Consider the following 19,900-nt stretch of genomic DNA (forward strand, 5'->3'; position numbering starts at 1 on the left):
GGCCGTCCCAACAAGCCGCGCGATAGGCTTTTGTGGCGCCCCGGGTACCCTTCCGACCAACATCCGACAGGGAGGCTTTGGCATGGCTCGAATCCTGACGGTGTCCGACACCGTCGACATCGATGCGGACGCAGACCAGCTCTACCGGCTGATCAGCGACCCCACCCGGATGCCGGACTGGAGTCCGGAGAACCGCGGAGCGACGATCTTGAACCCGGCGGAAGACGGATCCGCGTTCGTGGGCATGACGTTCGAGGGTCGCAACAAGCGCGGCCGGGCCGCCTGGATCACTCGGTGCACGGTCACCGCCGCCGACCCGGGCCGACGCTTCGCCTTCACGGTCCACACGATCGGGCTGAAAAAGCCGCGGATCCGCAGCGCGAATGCATCGTGGGAGTATCGATTCGAGCCGACCGCCCCTGGCACTACCAGGGTCACCGAAACGTGGAACGACGATAGGACGTCCTGGCCCGATCCGGTGGTCGCGGTGTTCGATCGGATAGTCACCTCGGGTAAGACGTTCCCTGAATTCCAACGCGCCAACATCCGTAAGACCTTGGACGCGCTCAAACACGCAGCAGAAGGTGTCGCGAGTTAGGGCCCGGTTTACCCATCCCGCGACCGGGTACGCGTCGCGAATGGTCAAAGCATTCGGATACAGCAGCAATGGCGGTCCTGACGTGCAGGAGTTCCTCGACCTCGAGATGCCCACCCCGATGCCGGGCGAGCTTCTCGTTGAAGTCCGCAGCGCCGGCGTGAACCCCGTCGACTGGAAAATTCGGTCCGGGATGCTCGGTGCCGCCGCAGCAAGCGATCTGCCCGGCGTACTCGGTCAGGAGGTGTCTGGTGTCGTCCGCGAAGTCGGCAGAGACGTCGAGGGTTTCGCCGAGAACGACGAGATCTTCGGATCGGTGGCGCCAGGTTCGGGTGGCTACACCGAGTACACCCTCGTCACCGCCAGCGCCGCTGCCCACAAGCCTCCCCAGGTGTCGTTCAACGACGCCGCCACGCTGCCCGTCGCGGCCGCCACGGCCTACGACGGCGTCACCCAACTCGATCTCAAAGAAGGCCAGACGCTTCTGATCAACGGCGTCGGCGGTGGGGTGGGGGTCGCCGCCGCGCAGATCGCCCGGGACTTCGGCATCAACGTCATCGGGACCGCGAGCGAAGACAAGCGCGCGGTGGTGGAAACCCTCGGCGCCACCTTGGTGCCCTACGGCGACGGTGTGGACGAGCGCATCAGGCAAATCCTTCCGGGCGGCGTCGACGCGATACTCGATCTGGCCGGCGGCGAGGGCCTGCGGGCCGTGGCGGGCCTGGTCACCGACCACAGCAAGTTGATCAGTGCCGGCGATCCTTCTGTTGCCGAGTTCGGCGGACACTTCATCGAACGCGATGGGACCGGCCGCGTACTGGAGATCGTCGCGGCCCTCGTCGCCGACGATAAATTGGACCCGCACGTGGAGGACGTCCGGCCGCTCGATGAGGCGGCGGATGCGCTCGCAGCGGTCGAGATCGGCCACGCGCGAGGCAAAGTCGTGATCGAGGTCAGCTGAGGAACACCGTGACAGTCAATATCGTCGACACTGGCCCGCGCCGGATCTCGCGATCAGTGGAGGTGGCTGCGCCGGCCGAAGAGCTCTACGCAATGGCGGCCGATCCACGTCGCCACCACGAACTGGACGGTTCGGGGACCGTCCTGGCCAACATCACCATGCCTGAAGAACTCTCGGTGGGATCGAAGTTTTCGACGCACATGAAAGTGCTGGGCGTGCCGTATCGCATCACCAGTACGGTGACCGCGCTCGAACCGAACGAGTTGGTTGAGTGGCGTCACCCGGTGGGCCACCACTGGCGCTGGCAGTTCCACGCACTTTCGCCGACGACGACGCGGGTCACCGAGACGTTCGACTACCACGACGCCGGCCCGATCAAAAATGCGATTGGCTACTACCACTTGATCGGGGCCACGAAGTTCAATGTGACCGGGATCGAGTCCACCCTGGAAAAGCTGCAGAATCGGTACGCGGCCCGCTAACTCAACGGCTACCCCAATTCCTCAGGCCGCCAAGCTTTTCGGGGAACTTAGGCGGGAGATGTGCCAGTCGGCGAGACGCCATCCAGTGCGGTGGGCACGGTCGGGTAGATGGCCAAAAGGTCGTCGATACCCAGAAGTTGCATAGGCTTGACGGTCACCGGCCCTTGGGCTACGACCCGAAACGGAATGGCCAGTTCCTTGCTTTTGCGGTCGGCCTCCATGAGCACGCTCATGCCGGCGGTCGCCAGGAACGTGACCCCGCTGAGGTCTACCACCAATGCTGCTGGTCGGCGGCGCAGAATCGCGCGGATCTGATCCGTCAGCTCCGGAGCGGCGGCCATGTCAACGATGCCCTCGGCGGACAGCACGACCGCGTCGCCCTCGTCTCGCTCGGCCAACGTCAGCGGGGACGTCTTGTCAGGCAACCCGTGCACTCCTCCCGCTTCGATGCGACGGAGATCCAGCCACCGGCGGCGGCCCGCTGATCAACGGGAGAGATTCCCACCAGGGGCGCTATTCAATCGCCCCTCGGCCGGCTTTGTCGGGCCAGAACCGTTGGTCGACGCGAGCACGACATCGTTCGCCCGGCCCGCCGTGGTACGCCGGCGCCATGCCCAACTACCGACCGCGAAAGCGGTGACGAGGCCGCCGATTGCGACGACGGGCCAGAAAATGGTTTGGAGCAACCAGATGCGGCGCTGCACTTTCGCGACCCGCATTGACGCGTGCCGCACTCGAGCCACGTTGTCCATATCCGCCTCCGGTGCCTGATCTATTAGGGGCGGTGAGCGCACGGCCCGGAGTGGATGTACCCCGGCGCCCCGTCCGGAAACCCCACGAACTCGCCCTGAGACCGCCGCTCACACCGCGATGCCGGGATGATGGAGCCGTGAGTTTGCATTTGGGTCTGGTACTGCTGTTGGTTGCGGTCGCTGTGATCGTGGCGGTGCATCGGATCGCTGAACGCACCGGGTTGCCCAGCGCGGCATTGCTGGCCCTCGGTGGTATCGCCTATGCGTTTCTGCCGGGACCGAACATCGAGCTTCGCCCCGACGCCGCGCTGTACTGCATCCTGCCCCCGCTGCTCTACTACGCGGCGTTGGAGTCGTCGCTCGTCGAAATTCGGCGCAACCTGCGCGCGGTGATCAGCCTGTCGGTGGCTCTCGTCCTGGTGACGGCGTGTTCGGTCGGCGTCGCGTTCGCCCTCTTGGTCGGCGGCGCAACGTTCGCGGTCGGGACCGTACTCGGAGCGGCGGTGGCGCCCCCTGATCCGGTGGCAGCGCTCGCCGTCGCGCGCAAGGTCGGACTGCCGGCCAACATCATCACCCTGATCGAGGGCGAGGGTCTGCTCAACGACGCGACGGCGCTGACCACGCTGTCCGTGGCGATCGCTGCGGCCAGCGGGGGCGGCTTTTCCGCGCCGTGGGCAGCTGGGCAATTCCTGTTGGCCGCTGCGGGGGGCTTCGCGGTGGGTGCGGCAATCGCCGTCCTGCGGCGTCTGGTCAGCCGCTGGACATCCGACATCTTGACCGCCAACGCGGTTTCCCTCGCCACACCGTTTGTCGCCTATCTTTCGGCTGAGGAGGTGTCCACCTCCGGTGTGCTGGCGGTGGTGGTCTGCGGCTTGATCGTCGGACACGATCTGCCGCGTTCGGAGTCCGGCGCGAGCCGGTTGCAGACGCGTGCCGTCTGGCGGCTGACCAACTTCCTCCTCGAAGGCTTCGTGTTCTTGCTCATCGGCCAGCAGCTGCCGCGAATCATCAAGGGCCTCAATGCTTTTCCGGTATCGGCAATCCTGGCGGCAGTGGGTGCCACCCTCGCGGTGGTGCTGTTGATGCGCCCGCTGTGGTTGCTGGTCACTCAGCTGCTACCCCGGCCGCTGCACACCCGTCTCGGTGATGTTTCGGGCCCTGATCTCGATGACTCCCCGGTTTCCGTCCCAACCCGGGCAGCACGCGACCGCGACTTGCAGAGACTCAGCGGGCGCGAGGTGTTCGTGCTGAGTTGGGCCGGCACCCGGGGAGTCGTGAGCCTCGCCGCAATCTTCACGGTGCCATTGGTGACCGAAACCGGTGCACCGTTCCCCTACCGGGACCTGCTGCTGTTCTGCACGTTGGTGGTGGTGCTGGTGACGCTGATCGGACAAGGTCTCACGTTCGCCCCCCTGGCCCGTGCCCTGGGTATCCGCGCCAAGCCGGCCGACGAGTCGCGGCTGCGCAAACTGGCCGGCATCGCCGCAATCCGGGCCGCAATCGACCGGATGGACGCGCTGAATCAGCAGAGCGACAGCACGATTGAGCGACAGGCGATCGACACCGTCCGTGCCCAACTCTCGACTCGGCTGAAATCTCGGCAGCAACAACTCGACGTGCTCGAAGTAACCGACACCGACGACGTCCCCGCCTTTCCCAACGACGAGGCACTTCTGGAAATGCGCCGCGCGGCAATCGATGCCCAACGCGACGAACTGGTGCGCTGGCGCGACGCCGGCATGCTTCCCGATCAGGGTCTGCGCGCCCTCGGGCGGGCACTCGACCACGAAGAGGGCATGCTGACATTCAGCAGACCGTGACATCTGGCCGCGATTGGATCGCCACGAAGCGGGTATTTACCCGGCATTGGATTTCACCACGCCAGCCCCGCGGGTGACCAAAGCCGAAGTCCCGGAGTCGTGCCTTTTCCGCGCACGCGGCGTGCCTCGTCCGCACCGCCGTATCCTCGCTGGCCCAGTCGCGGCTGACGACTCCGACCAGGCTCGATCCGCCACACATCGACCGAAGCCGGAGAAGATCGGATGCCCGACGCGCGACCCTTTACCCATCGGGAGAACGGAACCGACGAGCCGACCTGGCTCCTCGACGCCCGCTGGGACGGCGTCCCGCGGCTGGGTCTCGACGCCGTCCTCAAGCGGTATCCCCACGTCGTGCTGGTGGCGCCGCATCCCGACGACGAGACGCTGGCCTTGGGCGGCGCGTTGGCCGACATGGCCGGCAGCGCAGCCACAGTGACCGTCGTCATCGCGACCCACGGCGGCCGCGGACCCGCTTCCACCGAGCGCCGCATCGAAGCAGAGCACGCCATCTCGACGTTGGGTTCGCACGTCAAAACGGTCTGGTGGAACCTGCCGGACGGGAAGCTGCACAACGCCGTGAGTGAGATGGGCGAGCGGCTCCTCGAACTCGTCGACGCACGCACCTTACTTATAGCGCCGATCGAATGCGACGGACATTCAGACCACGAGGCGGTCGCGTCGTCGGCCGAGGCCGTGGCACGTGAACGTGACGCGGCATTACTGCAGTACCCGATCTGGCTCTGGCACTGGGCCAAGCCCGACGATATCGACTGGGACCGGCTCCGCACGCTGGCGCCGTCGCTGTCGGCGCTGGCGGCGAAGTCTGCCGCAATCGATTGCTATACAAGCCAGCTCGCATCACCCGATGGCTATCCCGTCGTCGGACCCGCGGTTGTCGTCCGAGCCCGACGGGTCATGGAAACCGTTGTCGTCCCGCTGCCGCGAGATCTCGCCGCACGCGTCGCGGGTGACATCGGCGCGCATCGTTCGCGAGCGCAGATAGCCGCACCCTTCGACACCATGCTCGGCGACGGCGCGACAGATCCGTGGCGCCTCGACGTGTCCGAATACGAAAAGCGGCGGCTCGCAATCACACTCGCCTGCCTGGGCCGCCAGCACTATCCGACTGTCTTGGAGATCGGTTGCGCCACCGGGCAACTCTCCGCCCAGCTGCGATTGCGCGCCGACCAGGTCATCGGAATGGACGCGAGCGAACTGGCGCTCGACGTCGCTCGCGCACGACCCGATACCGTTGAATGGCTGCTCGGGGCAGCCCCCGCCGACATTCCCGACCGCGAGTTCGACCTGATCGTGCTTTCCGAGGTCGCCTACTTTCTCGACGGCCCCGAACTCCTGGCCACTCTACGGGCGGCCCGTCGGCAGTTGCGCCCGCACGGCGAGATACTCATCGCGAACTGGTCTGCTCCGACTGAGAACATTCCCCTGGATGGGCCGACCGTCGACGCCCAGGCGGCCGCGATCTTTGCCCTGCCGCGCCGGGCCGGCTACCAAGACGCCGACCTGACAATCCAGGTGTGGGGTGAACCGGTGTCGGTCTACCGGGAATGCGCAGGCACCCAATGAGCCGTCTACGCCACATGGCGATTGTGGTGCCCGCCCGCAACGAGGAAGACCACATCGCATCGTGCCTGGAGAGCATCCGAGCATCGATTGGTCACCTTTGGCACGAATATCCTTGTCTGTCTTGCGATGCCGTCGTCATCCTGGATCGGTGTGCGGACCGGACCGGTGCCCTGGTCACCAGCTATGGCTACCGCTCGATTGACAGTAACGTCGGACGAGTCGGGGCGGCCCGCCATCTGGGCGCCACCGATGCGATGGCACGCTCTCGCGATGCAGGCATTCCCGACCACCAGGTGTGGCTTGCCAACACCGACGCCGACAGCACGGTGCCCGAAACCTGGCTCGCCACCCAATTCGACTTGGCGAACGCGGGTTTCGATGTCGTCATCGGAACCGTCACGCCGGCCGGACTGGATCCAGAAGTAGATCTCATTTGGCGGCAGAGGCACGAACTGACCGAGGGGCACCATCATGTGCACGGTGCCAACCTCGGTCTGCGGGCAAGTACCTACGCGCAGGCGGGCGGCTTCGCGGCGGTGTCGCTGCACGAGGACCTCGACCTCGTCAACCGCGTGAAGGCGCGCACCATACGCTGGATGACGACACATCGGACCAACGTCACGACGTCGGCACGCACGCAGTCGCGAGTCGACGGTGGATTCGCCAGCTACCTTTCGGATCTCGGGTCCGGCGATCGGTCATGACAGCTCACCTCGTGCAGGATTGGCTCGGCTCCGGTCGGCTTGAATTGCCCTTGCCCGGCTCGGGACACACCGCCCAACGCTGGCGGCGACTCGCCGCGCTGACTGAGGAGGACGTGGTCGCGGGCCGGATTGCCGAAGCCCACCTCGATGCGGTCGCCATTCTCGACGAGCTGGGCGCCAAGCCGCCCTATACCGATCAGTTGTGGGGTGTTTGGGCGGCTGAGTCCCGGGACGCTCCGGTCGTCGCTACCCGCAGGGGCGACGCGTTCACGCTCAACGGTGTCAAACAGTGGTGCTCGGGTGCTGGGTTGTGCAGTCACGCGCTCGTCACCGCCGCCCTGGACGACGTGAGTCGGGGTCTCTTTGCAGTCGCCATCGATGGCGGCGCCGTCACGCCGCTGCCCAGCACATGGTCCAACATCGGGATGGCCGGCAGCGACACCCGCGCCGTGCAGTTCGCCGATGCGCCCGCGGTCGCCGTCGGCGAGCCCGGCGATTACCTCGAGCGACCTGGCTTCTGGCACGGCGCAATCGGGGTGGCCGCCTGCTGGCTCGGCGGCGCTCGACGGGTGGCCGAGCCCCTCTACCGTCGTGCCGCTGACGGGGCCGCTGATGCGCACACACTCGCCCACCTCGGAGCCGTCGACGCCGCGCTGGCGGCCGGGGAATCGATGCTTGACGTGGCTGCGGCACAGATCGACCGGGATCCGTTGGACCGCAACGGAACCGGCCAGCTCTTGGCTCGTCGAGTTCGGGCGGTGGTGGAGCGGGCGGCCGACGAGGCCATCATACGTACCGGCCGCGCCCTGGGACCCGGACCGCTCTGCCAGGACAACGGCCACGCGCAGCGGGTCGCGGACCTCACCGTCTACCTTCGCCAAAGCCACGCCGAGCGAGACCTGGCCGAATTGGGGCAGCTCGCGGGGACGCGCGCGCTCACAGCGGAATCATGACGACGACCACATTCTCAGCGTCTTCGGAGTTCCCGCCTGAATCAGAACGGGTAACGCTGTGGACGCCGGCTCGCGTGCTGGTGACGCGATCGGCTTTCGAATTGCCCCACGGGGCAAGCATCGTCGCGCGATGCGAGGCCGCCGGTGTCGCCGATATCCGGGTGCTGCCCGGCGACCGGTTGCCGCCGCTAGGGGCCGACAACGATCGCGCCGCCTACGCCCTCGCCAAGCGCACGCTCGCCGTGGTGGTCGCGCCGCCCAGCAAGCGTCGTCTCCAGCCGATCCCGCCGAGCGCGGACTGGCGCATCGACCTCGCCCAGGGCTGCCCCGCACATTGCCAGTACTGCTATCTCGCGGGTTCGCTGTCCGGGCCGCCAATCACTCGCGTGTACGCGAACCTGCCCGAGATACTCGCGGAAATGGACGATCATGTCGGCCGCGGAACCATTACCTCGGCCTCGGCCGAAAGAGCCGACGAGGGAACCACATTCGAGGCGTCGTGTTACACCGATCCACTGGCGCTGGAGCACGTCACCGGCTCACTGTCGGCGACGATCACCCACGTCGGCACCCATGAGTGGACCGCGCCAGTCGGCTTACGCTTCACCACGAAATTCGACCACGTCGCGACGCTCCTCGACCTGCCACATGCGGGCCGTACCCGCGTGCGAATGTCCGTGAACGCCGACGAGATCGCCAGACGGTTCGAGGGAGGCACCGCTCGCCTGCCGCGGCGGGTCGCGGCGCTGCGCAAGCTCGCACTCGCCGGCTACCCCATCGGCTTGACCATCGCGCCGATCATGCCGATCCCCGGCTGGCGCGACGGCTACCGAGCCCTGCTGAAAAACGTCGCCGAAGCCGTCACCGACGTCCCCGACCTCGATCTCACCGTCGAATGCATCACGCACCGCTTCACCCCCGCGAGCAAGGACGTGCTGCTCGGCTGGTATCCGCACACCAAGCTCGAGATGGACGAGTCGGCGCGGACGCGCAAGTTCGGCAAGTACGGCTCCGCTAAATACGTGTACCCGAAGCAGACCATGTCCGAATTGCGCTCATGGTTCGCGACCGAACTCGCGTCGACGCTGCCCGCAGCGCGAACGCTCTACTGGACCTGACTTCACCTGAACTGAGTGCGGCCGCGGGACCTGTTTGACAAGTCGGGGGTGAAGGCGTTCTCTGGAATGTGTTGAATATGCAGCCGGCCTGGGGTCGGTGCCACCGCCGTTCTTCGGCCCGTGGCACGGATTGCTCGTAACACCGCCCAGTTTCTCATTCGGATGGCGCCGGCAAGCCTCCGCGTACGGATCGTTCTCGCACCCTTTGTTGCACAACAGGTTTGAGTCCGTCACTGCGTCCGATCACGAGTTTCGATCAAAAGGAGTGGATATGTATATGCACACCCAGCAACTGATCAACGAGATCGTCGTCGACGAGCCTGACCCGGCCGCCGCCAACGCCCTGCAAGAGGGGTTGGGTGGTCAATTCGGCGAGATGCGGACGATGATGCAATACCTGTTCCAGAGCATGAACTTTCGCGGTGACGTCAAATCGAAGCCGTTCAAGGACTTACTTCACGGCGTCGGCACCGAGGAGATCAGCCACGTCGAGCTCATCGGAACCACCATCTCCCGGCTCCTGGACGGTTCACCCGAGTACACCGGCAAGCCCACCGATTCGGTGGATGCGCCTGGCGCCAAGGGTGCGACGCCGTTGAAGATCGCGTTGGACACCGGCAACATCCACCACTATTTGGTGGGTGCCCAAGGTGCACTGCCGGTGGACGCGGCCGGCAATCCCTGGAGCGGCTCGTACGTCTACAACAGCGGAAACCTCGTGCTCGATCTGCTCTACAACTTGATGTTGGAATCCACTGGGCGCCTGCAGAAGTGCCGCATCTATCAGATGACTGACAACAAGACGGCACGCTCGACGCTCGCCTACCTCATCGTCCGTGATCAGGCTCACGAGAACGCATTCGCGAAGGCCTTGGAAGCGCTGGGCGTTGATTGGGGTTCGGTACTTCCCATCCCGAAGACGAACGCCGAGAAGTTCCCGGAAGTGAAGAAGCTGCTCGACCTCGGGTTGCAGAGTATCCAATACACCTTCAGCGCCGACGATCAGAGCCAAGCGGACCGGTTGTACCGGGGTGCCTCACCGTCGAACGACGGAACTGAGCTCAGCACCGCTGTGATGCCGGAGGGTTTTCCCATGACCATCGCTCCGGAACGTCGCGAAGAGTTCGCACCGGGCCTCGACGTCGAACTGCTCGACCTCATCCAGGCTACCGCCGACGCCGAAATCGCGGCCCTCAAGAAGTAATTCGATACCGGCGGATGGTGTCAGCTTCGCGAGCCGGGGGAACCCTCGAAGTATGAAGGACATGACACAGCAGTTTGTGGCCGCGCTCGACGAGCTGCACCACCAGCGGGAGGTCGGTGCGCTCGTCAAGCTTTTCGCAGAAGACGCCACGCTTGGCAAAGTCGGGATGGCACACGATGAGCGAGGCAAGGACGGTGCCCGGGCGTTCTGGGAGCAGTACCGCGCGGTATTCGACGACATCGACGCGTCGTTCCGGCACCGAGTCGACGGGGACGACATCGCCTTTCTGGAGTGGACGTCGGAAGGCACACTGCGCGACGGCGCCGCCTTCAGCTACGACGGTGTCAGTGTCCTCGAGTCGCACGGCGACACCATCGACGCGTTCCGCACCTATTACGACACCGCCGCTTTCCTGCGCGAGCCAAATGTCACCGATAGTTGAACCATTGCCTGCGATTGACAACCGCGCGGTAAGGGCGTTTGCTCATGATGTTGGACACAACAGCCGGCCTGGGGTCGGTGCCGTCACCATAGTCGTGGCCCACGGCACAGATTGCTCGTGACACCGCCCAGCTTCTGACCTGATTCGTATCACCTCGAATGCCGTCTCATGCCGATCTCCTATCCCCCATTCTGCGGCGGGTGCATTAGTCACGCCGCCCGCAGACGCCCGACAGATGCGTTGGCGCACATTGTCGATCGCGCCGCCGCGGTTGCCGGCGGGCAACCACCCGGATCGGCAACACACCCAGATTGCCGACTGTGCAACACGTTACGAGCACAGCCATGAAAATCGTCTCGAGCGCGACCGCGGTGGACGGTGGTCCCGTGCGCCTCGACGCCGTCCCGATCGGGGTTGAGGGCGAGTCGCGGACTCGGCGTGGTCGGATGGTCACCATCGTCGACATCAGCGGTGAGATCGATGTCAGCAACGTCGAGCAGGTCAGCGACCATGCCGTGTGTTCGGCCCTCGCGGGTAACGCGCTGCTGCTCGACATGACCGGCGTCGGTTTCTTTGATGCACATGGTCTTTCGATGTTGGTCGGCATCGAGGACATCTGCTGCGCAAGCGGGCTACCGTGGGCTTTGGTCGCCAGCCCCGAGGTCGAGCGCGTGCTGTATCTCAGCGGACTCGCAACGGTCCTACCGATCGCCCCCTCGGTGCGTACAGCGATGGAGTATCTCGCCCACAGCACACGCTCGGCGACGCGGTCACGAAGTTCGCGCGGCTAGGCGTGCCCCGAGCTGTCGCTTGCGCTGCTGCGTCGACTTCGAGCCCGGCGTACCGACTCGTCGACGATCCTTTCCGCGACGGCAGCCAGCTTGGTGTTCTCGGTTTGGCTGATGCGCTTCAACCGGTCAAACGCCTCGTCCTCGTTGAGTCCGGTACGGCCCCGGATGATGCCGATCGCTTGGTCGATCGTTTTGCGGCTGACCAACGCGCGCTGCAGATTCTCGGCTCGTTCTTGCGCGGCCACCAACAGTTGGGTGTTGTACACCGACACCGCCGCCGACTCGGCGAATGCTGACCCCAGTCGTACCGCGTGCTCGCCGAAGACGTCCTTGCCGCGGGCATAGGCGTTGATGGAGCCGACCACTTGGTCCTGGATCAGCAACGGCAGGGCCAGCGCTGACGCGACTCCCAATCGGGCGACCCGGGCGCCGAACCGTGGCCACCGCCCGTCGACGCTCAACGAGCCGCTGACCGCAGCTCGGCGGGTTTGCATGCAGCTGATGCACGGTCCCTCGTTGAGCAGTTCGTACTGCATGATGTCGATCTCATGCACTACCGCCGTGGTCGCCGCCCACGCCTGAACACCCATCGTGGTGCCGACCGGCTTGATCAGCGTTACGCCGACCCCGGTGTCTTGGGCACCAGGGATTGCGAACGCAGCGAAAACCGCCACCTCGCCCAGTACCTGCTCAAGACTTCGCCCGGCGGACACCATCGCCGACAACCCGTGCAAGCCCGTCGCCAGATCGACATCATCGGCCGCGACCTGGCGGGGATTCAGCTCCGCCTCCATCGGCGTCTCGCGCTGCGATTGGGCGTCGAACTCGGTCATCGCCGATGCTCCTCACTCCGAGCGCTGTCCCATGCGGCGTGCGCTTGGCAACTGCAAACCGGGCCGAACGGTCTGATCGCTCCTCAAGACAACGCCCCTTGTGGGCCGTCTTCTAGTTTTCCACAATAAAGTTGTTCGGAGCTGATCTAACGGCAGATGGGGATCGGCGCTGGTGCGAGGGACTTCGTCGAAAGGGCTCGCGATGCGTTGCTTTTTCGGCCGCGGGTACCCCAGTGGCCATGACGGTGACTCGAGACATTGCGGCTACCCGACAGCGGGTTTGGGAGGTGCTGGCCAATGGTTGGACGTATTCGGGCTGGGTGGTTGGCAATAGTCGGATCCGCGCGGTGGATTTGGCGTGGCCGGCCCCCGGGGCTCGCATCCTGCATTCCATCGGAACGTGGCCGGCGGTGATCGATGATGAAACCGTTGTGCAGAGCTGCGTTCCGGCTCAGGAGCTTGTTTTGCTCGCGAAGGTGCGGCCTGCAGCGACGGCGCGGATCACATTGCGGCTGAGTGATCTTCCCCGAGCCGGGTGCCGTGTCGAGATGAGCGAAGTGGCTACCAGCATTCCACTGCGCTGGGTGCCGACTGGTGTGCAATTGCTTGGGGTAGCGCCGCGTAACCGGGAATGCACCTGGCGGCTGGCAATGATTGCTGAACAGAATGTCCCTGCCGCCGTCGAGTAGTGCCCCCATTTGGTGGGAAAGCGCCGGGACAAGACAGACTTGGTTGGCCCCAACCGAAAACGGCCCGCCTTATCGAGGTGGGCCGTTCCGGACATCGTCATTCAGCCATGAACTCCTGGTACGCCGATTCGAGATTCGACGGCAGTGCAGTGACGTTGCACTGCCGTTCGGTGTCCCCGATCGGTGCTAGTACGCCACGCAGGTCGTAGTACTCATTGGGGTGCGCGGTGAAATAGTTGCGCAGATCGGACTCCGCCTGCGGCCTGGGCTGCCCGTAAGCGGACATGACGGCCTGGTTCGCGCCCGGATGCGCGGAGAGATACTGCTGCGCAGCTCCGGTCGCAGAGGAAACGGTGGTGTTCACTCCGGCCGGGCTGCAGTCAGGTGCCGCGAGCGCCAACGGCGACGCTGAGATGCCGACCGCCACGATTCCGGCGACGAAACCTGCGCAGATACCCGTAGTGCGGAGGCGTGAGCTGATACGACTGATTTTCATCATCAGTGGCGTCCTTCGAATTGAAGTCAACTAACAGCGGGGAAACACTGCTTGTCCCTGAATCCAACGTAGCTCAGGCGAAGATGCGCGATTCGTTGAAAAAGCCGACTCTCGGACCCCGGGTCAGCGGCCTCAGCCGCCCACAGCCCTGTTTCTGTGCAATGCGAGACAGAAGTTGCTGTTCGGCTGCGCCCGTTTCTTATGAAAGCGCTGCGGCTCTTATGAATACGTGATGGCGATCGTGACGCATCCGTGACCTGCTAGCCACCATGTGCGCGGCCCGGCTTCACCCTTCGTCGACCAGTTATCTCTGATTGAATCCCAGCGGTTTACGCATCCTGCAGAATCGATACACGTGAGCCCTTCCGATTCGAGCCAGAAATATGAGCTCGCGGCGCGAATAGGTAGCTCCGAGTACGCTCGCCCAGACTCTCGACGGTGTAGCTGCCGCCGCAGTGGAGCTGATACCGGGAGCCGACCTTGCGGGAGTGCTTCTAGTGAAGAAGGGCGGCGACTTCGAGTCCCTTGCTACCGATAGTGTGGTCGCACGGGACACCGACGCCGAAACCACCGGCGCCATCCTCGCCGCGCACGCGGCCACCGCGGTCCTGGCCCAACGCCTCGGCGAGCAGATGCAGGTCGCGCTGTTGACGAGAGACCGTATCGGTCAAGCCAAAGGCATCATCATGCAGTCCTTCGGCGTCGACGAGGTACGCGCATTCGAGATGTTGCGGCAGATATCCCAGGAGACTCAGACGAAGCTCGCCGACGTCGCCCCACGGGTCATCGACACCCGCGGTGGCGGCCAATAGGAGCCGGTTGCCACGCCTCGCGTTGAAAGGGTGGTCGGCGCGGCCGGGCCAAAGGTTTCCGCGCCGACGAATCGGGTACATCCCTACGGCGCGCCGAGAAAGTTCAGGTGCGTTGCTCGTCGGAGCTAGAACAAACTGGTCCGCGAATCCAATCTTTCCATTGATCTAGCGCGCTGCGCTGAAACAGGAGTAAATCATGAACAAGACCATCGCGGTACTTTCGGCCACCGGCGCACTGCTGTTCGGCGGAGTGGGCGTTGCTGACGCCGCTGTCAACGGCGGTCCCGCCTCATCGTCGACATCAACGACGTTGGCGGACAACAGCAACGGCGACACCCACCATGACAGCAACGACAACGGCAAGTGGGGCATGTTCGGCCTGCTTGGATTGTTCGGCCTGGCTGGATTGAAGCGTCGCAACTCGACTGACGCGGTCGTCGACGCAGGACCCGCGGCAGGTCGCGGGCGCGTCTAGTACCAGTCTTTGCTTTTCGCAGCCCCCGCCGTGGTTTCGCTACGGCGGGGGCTGTTCCAACTGTTTGCGATAGAAAACCTATGAACGCGTTGACTTTTGCGCGTCATGACCACAAAAGCGGGCTGGGCATGCTCAAGGTGCTGAGAGACGCTCCTCGGGTTCACTCCGCCGAGCCCTGCAGTGCTCAAGACGGTGGGAATGGTCTCAGCGACGATCGATCACGTGACGCGACGCTTTCAGCGGCCGCGCAACCGACAATCCGCCGGATCCTCAAATCCACTGATTGACAGCAGTTCGGCCGTCATCAAATCTGTCGATGCCGGCCGATCTGTCTGCTGACTTAGGTTGTGTGGGTGCGCTGTTCGTGAAATTGGCACCGCCGGACTGTTTCAACATCAGCGATGCGAAGCGCGGATCATGCTGAGTGACCCGGACATCGAACTGAAGACTTTGGTTGTGCACGAACAGTGCGCCTCCCTCGACGCGATCGGGATCGATCTTCGTGACGTGTTCCTGACGCTGGAGAACGAAGGAGTCGAGAAGTTCAAGGATGCCTGGTCGAAACTGCTGAAAGCGACCCAGCAACAGCTCGATACGGCATCGAAATAGTCTGCCGATCAGCAGATCCGACGAAAGGTCAGCAAATGACGGATTGGTTTTCGGGGCCGTAGCGTATTCGAAGGGACCGGCTCGACTTGGCGGGGCTGCCGCTCTCGTCCAATCCCCGCAGCGCCAACAGGTGGCGCCACCGGCGAGCTACCGCCGGGCGGTACGGTGATGTGTCGTTGCCACTGGCAAAATCCACGAGCGCACGTCCCAGCTCACTCATGTCGACCTGCATTTCCTTTGCCGCAGCGGCTAGCTCGCCGACCGCCTCATCCTGCGAGCATCCGCGCCAGCCCATCAGCACACCGATGGCCACTTCGAGTTTGCGACGCGCTTCAAGGCTCTCGAACAGAGCCCCCGGCGTCGCACCAGAACCAGGCAGATCGTTCACCCGCGCATCGCTGTTAATGAACTTCTCGATCGCGTTGACTACCGCGGTGGGTGATTGAACGTGCGCGAAGTGTCCAAGGCCCGGCAGCACCTCCATCCGGCTGCCCGACCGGATCGCGAGCGCCGCAGTACCGTGTTCGATGGGGATGATCGTGTCTCGATCGCCCCAGATCAACAGCGTCGGCACGTCCATTCGAAGCCGCAATCGGTTCAGACCACTCACCGATTGCCCGCGATGGTCGATTACCGACCGCAGCGTGCGCAGGAAAGCTGCGCGGGTCGCTGGGTCCGACAACGAGCTGTAGCTCACCCACATCTGATCGGTCTGGGGCGAGCCGACGCCGACAGCGCTCAGCCATGCACGTATCCGGTTACCAACGGCTAGAACAAATTTCGGCGCGATGACGGGCAGTACGAGTTCGGTGCCCGGCAGCGCCAACAACTTGAGGATCAGGCCCACATCGGGTCCGAGTCCGCCGCTGCTGACCAGTACCAGTCGTCGGCAGTACTCAGGATGCTGATACAAGAACTGCATCGCAATCCCGCCGCCTAACGAATGACCAACGACGGTGGCTCGCCTGATCCCCAACTCGTCGAGCAGATCGCGCAGCCCTGCGGCGAAGGCGCCTAGCGAATAGTCGGTTCGGGGCTTGGCGGAGTGACCGTGACCGAGCAGATCGGGAGCGACCACCCGGTACCGTTCGGCCAGTTGCGGAATGATCGGACGCCAGGTCTCTGAGCTACCGGCCATGCCGTGCAGCAATACGATGGCTTCACCATTGCCGGCTTCTCGATACGCGACACGCTCGCCGTGCATTTCCATGTACCTGAGATCGTTCACCGCATCCCTCCGCCCACTCGTCATCATTGCCTGAGCGCCCACATCTCCGCTGACGCGCTGCCAGTGATAGCCGGGGCGAAATGCGCTGACCACGGCTTGAGTTGGCAAGGAAAACACCACTCCCAGATCGCTAACGGATAAACACGCGGGGAGCGCAAGGTGAGGGCGCGCTGGTGTCCAACGCGTAGGGCGAATACCCGAATTGTGCCCCTACAAACTCAATTCTCGATGGCCCGGGACGGCCACCGGTCCAGTCCTAATGTGCGACCCGCGCACGATGGCTTTCGCCATTCTGCGCAGTGTCAGCGCGTGCACGGGCCGCAAAAGATGCCAGTACAACCGTCCCCCTAGACCACGCGGAAAGACTTTTGCGCTCTGGCGATAACGCGTCTCGGTACCACCGTTCGGTGACACCGCCACTTCCAGCCAGGCGTCGACGGGTACGCGAAAGTCCGTCCGCATGCGTAACAGCGAGCCGGGCTGGCGAACCTCCACCGTCCAACGGTCCGCACCGCGCCGTGACGTCGGCCAGGAAATCGGGAACGAGTACCAGTGGTCTCGACTTGCCGCGGACTCAACAACTTTCCACAACTGATCAGCACCCGCCGGGATCGACGTGGTGCGGTCGTCGCTGTACACCACAGGACCCGCCCACACGGGATCGCTCAGAAGCGACTCCGACGGAGCGTTGAAGCCTGCGACGTCCGACCGCTCCGCGTCCACCTCGGCTGTCGCAACCTGGTTCAGCGCGAGGGCCACCGCCGTGCGGTACGGCGTCAAACCACCGGCGGGCGGGGCAATTACCGTGTCGATGTCATGATCGTTCATCACCGCGTCACTCTGCAACGACTCGACCAGCGGCCGTGCCATGCCTGATGGAATCGGCGTCACCAGACCAACCCACAAACTCGCGAGTGCAGGAGTCAGCAGCGGCAGGACAAGCATCCGACGCCGGCGCAAGCCGGCCACTTGCGCGTACACCTGCATCATGTCGGCATATTCGAGGACGTCCGGGCCACCGATGTCCCAAAGCCGCGACTCTGGAATGTCAACTGCGGCCGCTTCGACCAGATAGTGCAAGGCGTCGCTGATCGCGATCGGCTGGATTTTGTTGTGCACCCACTTCGGGGTTGTCATCACGGGCAACACCTCCGTCAGGTGCCGGACCAACTCGAACGACGCTGCGCCAGACCCCACGACGACGCCCGCTTGCAGGACGACGGTTTCGATGCCCGAATCAAGCAGCAGTGTGCCGACCGACGCTCGAGACGTCAGGTGCCGGGACAGCTGCTCGTCGATCGGGTGTAGTCCGCCGAGGTAGACCAGGCGCCGCACCCCGGCCGAGCGGGCGGCCGTTACAACATTTTTCGCGGAGCGATCCTCTTCGGCCGAGAAGTCTCCCGACGTGCCCATCGAATGCACCAGGTAGTAAACGACATCCATTCCGTCAAACGCGCGCACCAAGGAATCGAGGTCATCCAGATCGCCGCGGACCACATCGGTATTCGCGCGCCACGGCACCGCTGCCAGTTTGTCGGGATCTCTGGCCAAGGCGCGTACCTGATAGCCGGCGTCAAGCAACCGTGGCACCAGCCGGCGGCCGACGTAGCCGGTTGCCCCGGTTACCAGGCAGCGAACAGTTTCGACAGGCATGGGAGCGGGATTCACCATTAGCCGGCGCGGTAAACCAGCGACGAGGCGCGCGAAGCGCAGCCGCCCGATCTCGGCACGTTCCAGCAAACACGACCGCTGAAATACGTCCTCGCGCAGTCTATCTGCGTCGTCTTCGAGCTTTCAGCGCCAAGAGTCAAGCGTGCCGCGGATTCCATCGAGGATTTGTTCGCGGGCGTCCGGTTCGCTGACGAGACGGCGCGACACTTCGGTCAGGTGCTGGCCTTGGACGTGGGCGTACCGTCGCAGTAGCCCAAACGCATCCTCAACAGGAACGCCCACTCGTTCGCTCAAGATGCCTATGGCCTGATCGACCACGACGCGACTGGTCAATGCGGTGCGCAGCTGCGGCAGCACGCTCGATTGCGTGGGGGCATGCTCCTGCAAAATCGCCACACAGGCGATATGCGCCAAGGCCTGAGCGATCAGCAGATCGGCGTCATCGAGTTTGCCGGCGTGAGTGCCGAACAGTCCCAGCGCGCCCAGCACCGTGTTGGCCGCGCGCATCGGTATGGCGTGGACCGAGGCGAACCCGGCCTGTGCGACGGCGGGGGCGAATCGCGGCCACCGTTGCTGCTCGGCGGCCAGGTCGGGAACCGAGACCGGATGTCCGTCGGCGAAGCAGTCCAGGCAGGGGCCCTCGTCGGTCTGGAGCTGAAACAACTCCACCTCGTGCGACCCCTGCGAGGTCGCCGCCATCAGGTGCAGTCGTTGGCGCGGATCGGCCAACAGCAGGCCGGCCGCTTCGACGTCGAGGAGTGTGGCGCAGCGCTCGGTGAGATCGGTCAGCAGCTCAACGATGTCGAAATTATCGAGCAGGCTGTCAACAAGGGAGACGACCGCGTTCAGAATTCGAGCTTCCCGCGGTGTATCGATCATGACGGAATCCCTTCTGCGCCAGTCGCGACTTCTTGCGCGAATGCAGCGGCGGCGCGGTAGTGGTTGCGCATTAGTCGGGGTCCAATCGCAGGCCGTTGCGCAGGATGTCGCGGGCGACCTCAGTGGCGCTGCGGCCAGTGGCGTAGGCGTGTGCGCGCAACCGAACGAGCGCGATGGGCGCGGCGACATCGAGTTGTGCCATCAGCACGCCGGTGGCCTGGCTGACTTCGGCACGTGTCAACGTGGCGAGCTCATTCCACGCGTCGCTGCCCGGCGAGGCGGCGGCCTGATCGAAATCCTGATCGAGCAGGTCCAGTATTGGTATTTGAGCAAGCTCGGCTGCTTCCACCAGACCGGCCACCTGCTCCACGGTCAGCGCAGCGGGTTGCGAGTGGTAAATGTCAAGAGCGCCAACGTATTCGCCGGCCACGGCAATCGGCATCGCGTACACAGCGCGGATCTGGTGGACCAGCATCGCGGCACCATAAGCCGGCCAACGGTTCTCAGCCGGATCAGCCAGGTCCATCACCGTGATAGGGACGCAGCGAGCCACCGCGTCGAGACAGGGTCCCTCACCGTGCGTGAACTGCTCTTCGTCGTAAGTCCGCGCGGCTGGGCCGCTAACTCCCAACGTGCCGATGTTGGCGCCTTCGAACACCAGCGAAATTGCGGCCGCGTCGATATCGAGCAGTTTCACGCATGCCTCACAAAGCTGATTGGCCGCCGCGGTGCCGCGGCACTCGCCCATCGCCGCAAGGAGTTCGTCTTCAATGGTGCGCACCATTACCGTCGCAGTTAACGC

Annotated in this window: 20 protein-coding genes and 2 pseudogenes; 15 read left to right on the top strand and 7 right to left on the bottom strand. The window is 64.3% G+C overall.

Features of this window, described 5'->3' with window-relative positions; all coding sequences use genetic code 11:
- Nucleotides 1-82: 82 nt before the first annotated feature.
- The 3 genes from ACQY5A_RS25215 to ACQY5A_RS25225 are packed head-to-tail and all read left to right on the top strand — an operon-like array spanning nt 83 to nt 2,038.
- Nucleotides 83-598: an SRPBCC family protein gene (locus ACQY5A_RS25215; RefSeq protein WP_428342963.1), complete on the top strand. Its 516-nt coding sequence runs from the start codon at nt 83-85 to the stop codon at nt 596-598.
- 40 nt (nt 599-638) lie between these two features.
- Nucleotides 639-1,556 (top strand): NADP-dependent oxidoreductase, encoded by a 918-nt coding sequence (locus ACQY5A_RS25220; RefSeq protein WP_428342964.1) that lies wholly within the window; start codon nt 639-641, stop codon nt 1,554-1,556.
- Nucleotides 1,557-1,564: 8 nt separating this feature from the next.
- Nucleotides 1,565-2,038, top strand: a complete 474-nt coding sequence (locus ACQY5A_RS25225; RefSeq protein WP_428342965.1) for an SRPBCC family protein — start codon at nt 1,565-1,567, stop codon at nt 2,036-2,038.
- Between the two features lie 47 nt (nt 2,039-2,085).
- On the opposite strand, the gene ACQY5A_RS25230 is transcribed toward ACQY5A_RS25225, so the two are convergent.
- On the bottom strand, nt 2,086-2,463 hold the full coding sequence (locus ACQY5A_RS25230; RefSeq protein ID WP_428342966.1) for an STAS domain-containing protein: 378 nt from the start codon (nt 2,461-2,463) through the stop codon (nt 2,086-2,088).
- A 464-nt stretch (nt 2,464-2,927) separates the two neighbouring features.
- Here ACQY5A_RS25230 and ACQY5A_RS25235 point away from each other — a divergent pair, with 464 nt between their 5' ends.
- The 8 genes from ACQY5A_RS25235 to ACQY5A_RS25270 all read left to right on the top strand — a co-directional run bounded on the left by ACQY5A_RS25235 (nt 2,928) and on the right by ACQY5A_RS25270 (nt 11,406).
- Entirely contained in the window at nt 2,928-4,610 is a 1,683-nt protein-coding gene (locus ACQY5A_RS25235) for a cation:proton antiporter (protein WP_428342967.1), read from the top strand.
- Between the two features lie 222 nt (nt 4,611-4,832).
- The gene (locus ACQY5A_RS25240) at nt 4,833-6,194 is read left to right on the top strand and encodes a PIG-L family deacetylase (protein ID WP_428342968.1); all 1,362 of its coding nucleotides are present in this window, start codon (nt 4,833-4,835) and stop codon (nt 6,192-6,194) included.
- The gene (locus ACQY5A_RS25245) at nt 6,191-6,898 is read left to right on the top strand and encodes a glycosyltransferase (RefSeq protein ID WP_428342969.1); all 708 of its coding nucleotides are present in this window, start codon (nt 6,191-6,193) and stop codon (nt 6,896-6,898) included. Before ACQY5A_RS25240 ends, ACQY5A_RS25245 begins: the two co-directional genes overlap by 4 nt.
- Complete coding sequence (locus tag ACQY5A_RS25250) at nt 6,895-7,851, top strand: acyl-CoA dehydrogenase (RefSeq protein ID WP_428342970.1); 957 nt, start codon at nt 6,895-6,897, stop codon at nt 7,849-7,851. The genes ACQY5A_RS25245 and ACQY5A_RS25250 overlap by 4 nt, the downstream gene beginning before the upstream one ends.
- On the top strand, nt 7,848-8,969 hold the full coding sequence (locus ACQY5A_RS25255; RefSeq protein ID WP_428342972.1) for a spore photoproduct lyase family protein: 1,122 nt from the start codon (nt 7,848-7,850) through the stop codon (nt 8,967-8,969). Before ACQY5A_RS25250 ends, ACQY5A_RS25255 begins: the two co-directional genes overlap by 4 nt.
- Nucleotides 8,970-9,240: 271 nt before the next feature.
- Complete coding sequence (locus ACQY5A_RS25260) at nt 9,241-10,173, top strand: manganese catalase family protein (RefSeq protein WP_428342973.1); 933 nt, start codon at nt 9,241-9,243, stop codon at nt 10,171-10,173.
- A 61-nt stretch (nt 10,174-10,234) separates the two neighbouring features.
- Nucleotides 10,235-10,615 carry a nuclear transport factor 2 family protein gene (locus tag ACQY5A_RS25265; protein ID WP_428342974.1) on the top strand — a complete coding sequence of 127 codons (381 nt, stop codon included), beginning with the start codon at nt 10,235-10,237 and terminating at the stop codon, nt 10,613-10,615.
- Nucleotides 10,616-10,959: 344 nt separating this feature from the next.
- Nucleotides 10,960-11,406, top strand: a complete 447-nt coding sequence (locus ACQY5A_RS25270) for an anti-sigma factor antagonist (protein WP_428342975.1) — start codon at nt 10,960-10,962, stop codon at nt 11,404-11,406.
- On the opposite strand, the gene ACQY5A_RS25275 is transcribed toward ACQY5A_RS25270, so the two are convergent.
- Nucleotides 11,403-12,239: a GAF and ANTAR domain-containing protein gene (locus ACQY5A_RS25275; protein ID WP_428342976.1), complete on the bottom strand. Its 837-nt coding sequence runs from the start codon at nt 12,237-12,239 to the stop codon at nt 11,403-11,405. The genes ACQY5A_RS25270 and ACQY5A_RS25275 overlap by 4 nt on opposite strands.
- A 239-nt stretch (nt 12,240-12,478) precedes the next feature.
- Here ACQY5A_RS25275 and ACQY5A_RS25280 point away from each other — a divergent pair, with 239 nt between their 5' ends.
- Entirely contained in the window at nt 12,479-12,928 is a 450-nt protein-coding gene (locus ACQY5A_RS25280) for an SRPBCC family protein (protein ID WP_428343336.1), read from the top strand.
- A 97-nt stretch (nt 12,929-13,025) separates the two neighbouring features.
- Here ACQY5A_RS25280 and ACQY5A_RS25285 read toward each other — a convergent pair whose 3' ends face one another.
- Nucleotides 13,026-13,424 carry a heme-binding protein gene (locus ACQY5A_RS25285; protein ID WP_428343337.1) on the bottom strand — a complete coding sequence of 133 codons (399 nt, stop codon included), beginning with the start codon at nt 13,422-13,424 and terminating at the stop codon, nt 13,026-13,028.
- 407 nt (nt 13,425-13,831) lie between these two features.
- Between ACQY5A_RS25285 and ACQY5A_RS25290 the strand changes: the two are divergent.
- The 3 genes and pseudogenes from ACQY5A_RS25290 to ACQY5A_RS25300 form a co-directional block, all read left to right on the top strand.
- A pseudogene (locus tag ACQY5A_RS25290) lies at nt 13,832-14,236 on the top strand (ANTAR domain-containing protein); the annotation flags it as partial.
- 196 nt (nt 14,237-14,432) lie between these two features.
- Nucleotides 14,433-14,711: a WGxxGxxG family protein gene (locus ACQY5A_RS25295; RefSeq protein WP_428342977.1), complete on the top strand. Its 279-nt coding sequence runs from the start codon at nt 14,433-14,435 to the stop codon at nt 14,709-14,711.
- A 477-nt stretch (nt 14,712-15,188) separates the two neighbouring features.
- Nucleotides 15,189-15,320 (top strand): annotated as a pseudogene (locus ACQY5A_RS25300) (transaldolase); the annotation flags it as partial.
- Between the two features lie 28 nt (nt 15,321-15,348).
- On the opposite strand, the gene ACQY5A_RS25305 reads toward ACQY5A_RS25300, so the two are convergent.
- The 4 genes from ACQY5A_RS25305 to ACQY5A_RS25320 form a co-directional block, all read right to left on the bottom strand.
- The gene (locus tag ACQY5A_RS25305) at nt 15,349-16,548 is read right to left on the bottom strand and encodes an alpha/beta fold hydrolase (RefSeq protein ID WP_428342978.1); all 1,200 of its coding nucleotides are present in this window, start codon (nt 16,546-16,548) and stop codon (nt 15,349-15,351) included.
- Between the two features lie 210 nt (nt 16,549-16,758).
- Nucleotides 16,759-18,201 carry a DUF2867 domain-containing protein gene (locus tag ACQY5A_RS25310; RefSeq protein ID WP_428342979.1) on the bottom strand — a complete coding sequence of 481 codons (1,443 nt, stop codon included), beginning with the start codon at nt 18,199-18,201 and terminating at the stop codon, nt 16,759-16,761.
- Between the two features lie 141 nt (nt 18,202-18,342).
- A complete protein-coding gene (locus tag ACQY5A_RS25315; RefSeq protein WP_428342980.1) occupies nt 18,343-19,098 on the bottom strand; it encodes a GAF domain-containing protein in 756 nt (251 codons plus the stop codon).
- A gap of 70 nt (nt 19,099-19,168) precedes the next feature.
- Complete coding sequence (locus tag ACQY5A_RS25320) at nt 19,169-19,882, bottom strand: GAF and ANTAR domain-containing protein (protein WP_428342981.1); 714 nt, start codon at nt 19,880-19,882, stop codon at nt 19,169-19,171.
- Nucleotides 19,883-19,900 lie beyond the last annotated feature (18 nt).

The sequence above is a fragment of the Mycobacterium sp. genome (genome assembly GCF_965277065.1).
Lineage (GTDB): Bacteria > Actinomycetota > Actinomycetes > Mycobacteriales > Mycobacteriaceae > Mycobacterium.

Excerpts from the sequence above, each read along its gene's own strand:
- ACQY5A_RS25285 (WP_428343337.1), bottom strand. The coding sequence starts at position 13,424 with ATGAAAATCAGTCGTATCAGCTCACGCCTCCGCACTACGGGTATCTGC.
- ACQY5A_RS25295 (WP_428342977.1), top strand. The coding sequence starts at position 14,433 with ATGAACAAGACCATCGCGGTACTTTCGGCCACCGGCGCACTGCTGTTC.
- ACQY5A_RS25320 (WP_428342981.1), bottom strand. The coding sequence starts at position 19,882 with ATGGTGCGCACCATTGAAGACGAACTCCTTGCGGCGATGGGCGAGTGC.
- ACQY5A_RS25265 (WP_428342974.1), top strand. The coding sequence starts at position 10,235 with ATGACACAGCAGTTTGTGGCCGCGCTCGACGAGCTGCACCACCAGCGG.
- ACQY5A_RS25245 (WP_428342969.1), top strand. The coding sequence starts at position 6,191 with ATGAGCCGTCTACGCCACATGGCGATTGTGGTGCCCGCCCGCAACGAG.
- ACQY5A_RS25220 (WP_428342964.1), top strand. The coding sequence starts at position 639 with ATGGTCAAAGCATTCGGATACAGCAGCAATGGCGGTCCTGACGTGCAG.
- ACQY5A_RS25240 (WP_428342968.1), top strand. The coding sequence starts at position 4,833 with ATGCCCGACGCGCGACCCTTTACCCATCGGGAGAACGGAACCGACGAG.
- ACQY5A_RS25270 (WP_428342975.1), top strand. The coding sequence starts at position 10,960 with ATGAAAATCGTCTCGAGCGCGACCGCGGTGGACGGTGGTCCCGTGCGC.
- ACQY5A_RS25280 (WP_428343336.1), top strand. The coding sequence starts at position 12,479 with ATGACGGTGACTCGAGACATTGCGGCTACCCGACAGCGGGTTTGGGAG.
- ACQY5A_RS25260 (WP_428342973.1), top strand. The coding sequence starts at position 9,241 with ATGTATATGCACACCCAGCAACTGATCAACGAGATCGTCGTCGACGAG.
- ACQY5A_RS25215 (WP_428342963.1), top strand. The coding sequence starts at position 83 with ATGGCTCGAATCCTGACGGTGTCCGACACCGTCGACATCGATGCGGAC.
- ACQY5A_RS25275 (WP_428342976.1), bottom strand. The coding sequence starts at position 12,239 with ATGACCGAGTTCGACGCCCAATCGCAGCGCGAGACGCCGATGGAGGCG.
- ACQY5A_RS25250 (WP_428342970.1), top strand. The coding sequence starts at position 6,895 with ATGACAGCTCACCTCGTGCAGGATTGGCTCGGCTCCGGTCGGCTTGAA.
- ACQY5A_RS25315 (WP_428342980.1), bottom strand. The coding sequence starts at position 19,098 with ATGATCGATACACCGCGGGAAGCTCGAATTCTGAACGCGGTCGTCTCC.
- ACQY5A_RS25255 (WP_428342972.1), top strand. The coding sequence starts at position 7,848 with ATGACGACGACCACATTCTCAGCGTCTTCGGAGTTCCCGCCTGAATCA.
- ACQY5A_RS25310 (WP_428342979.1), bottom strand. The coding sequence starts at position 18,201 with ATGCCTGTCGAAACTGTTCGCTGCCTGGTAACCGGGGCAACCGGCTAC.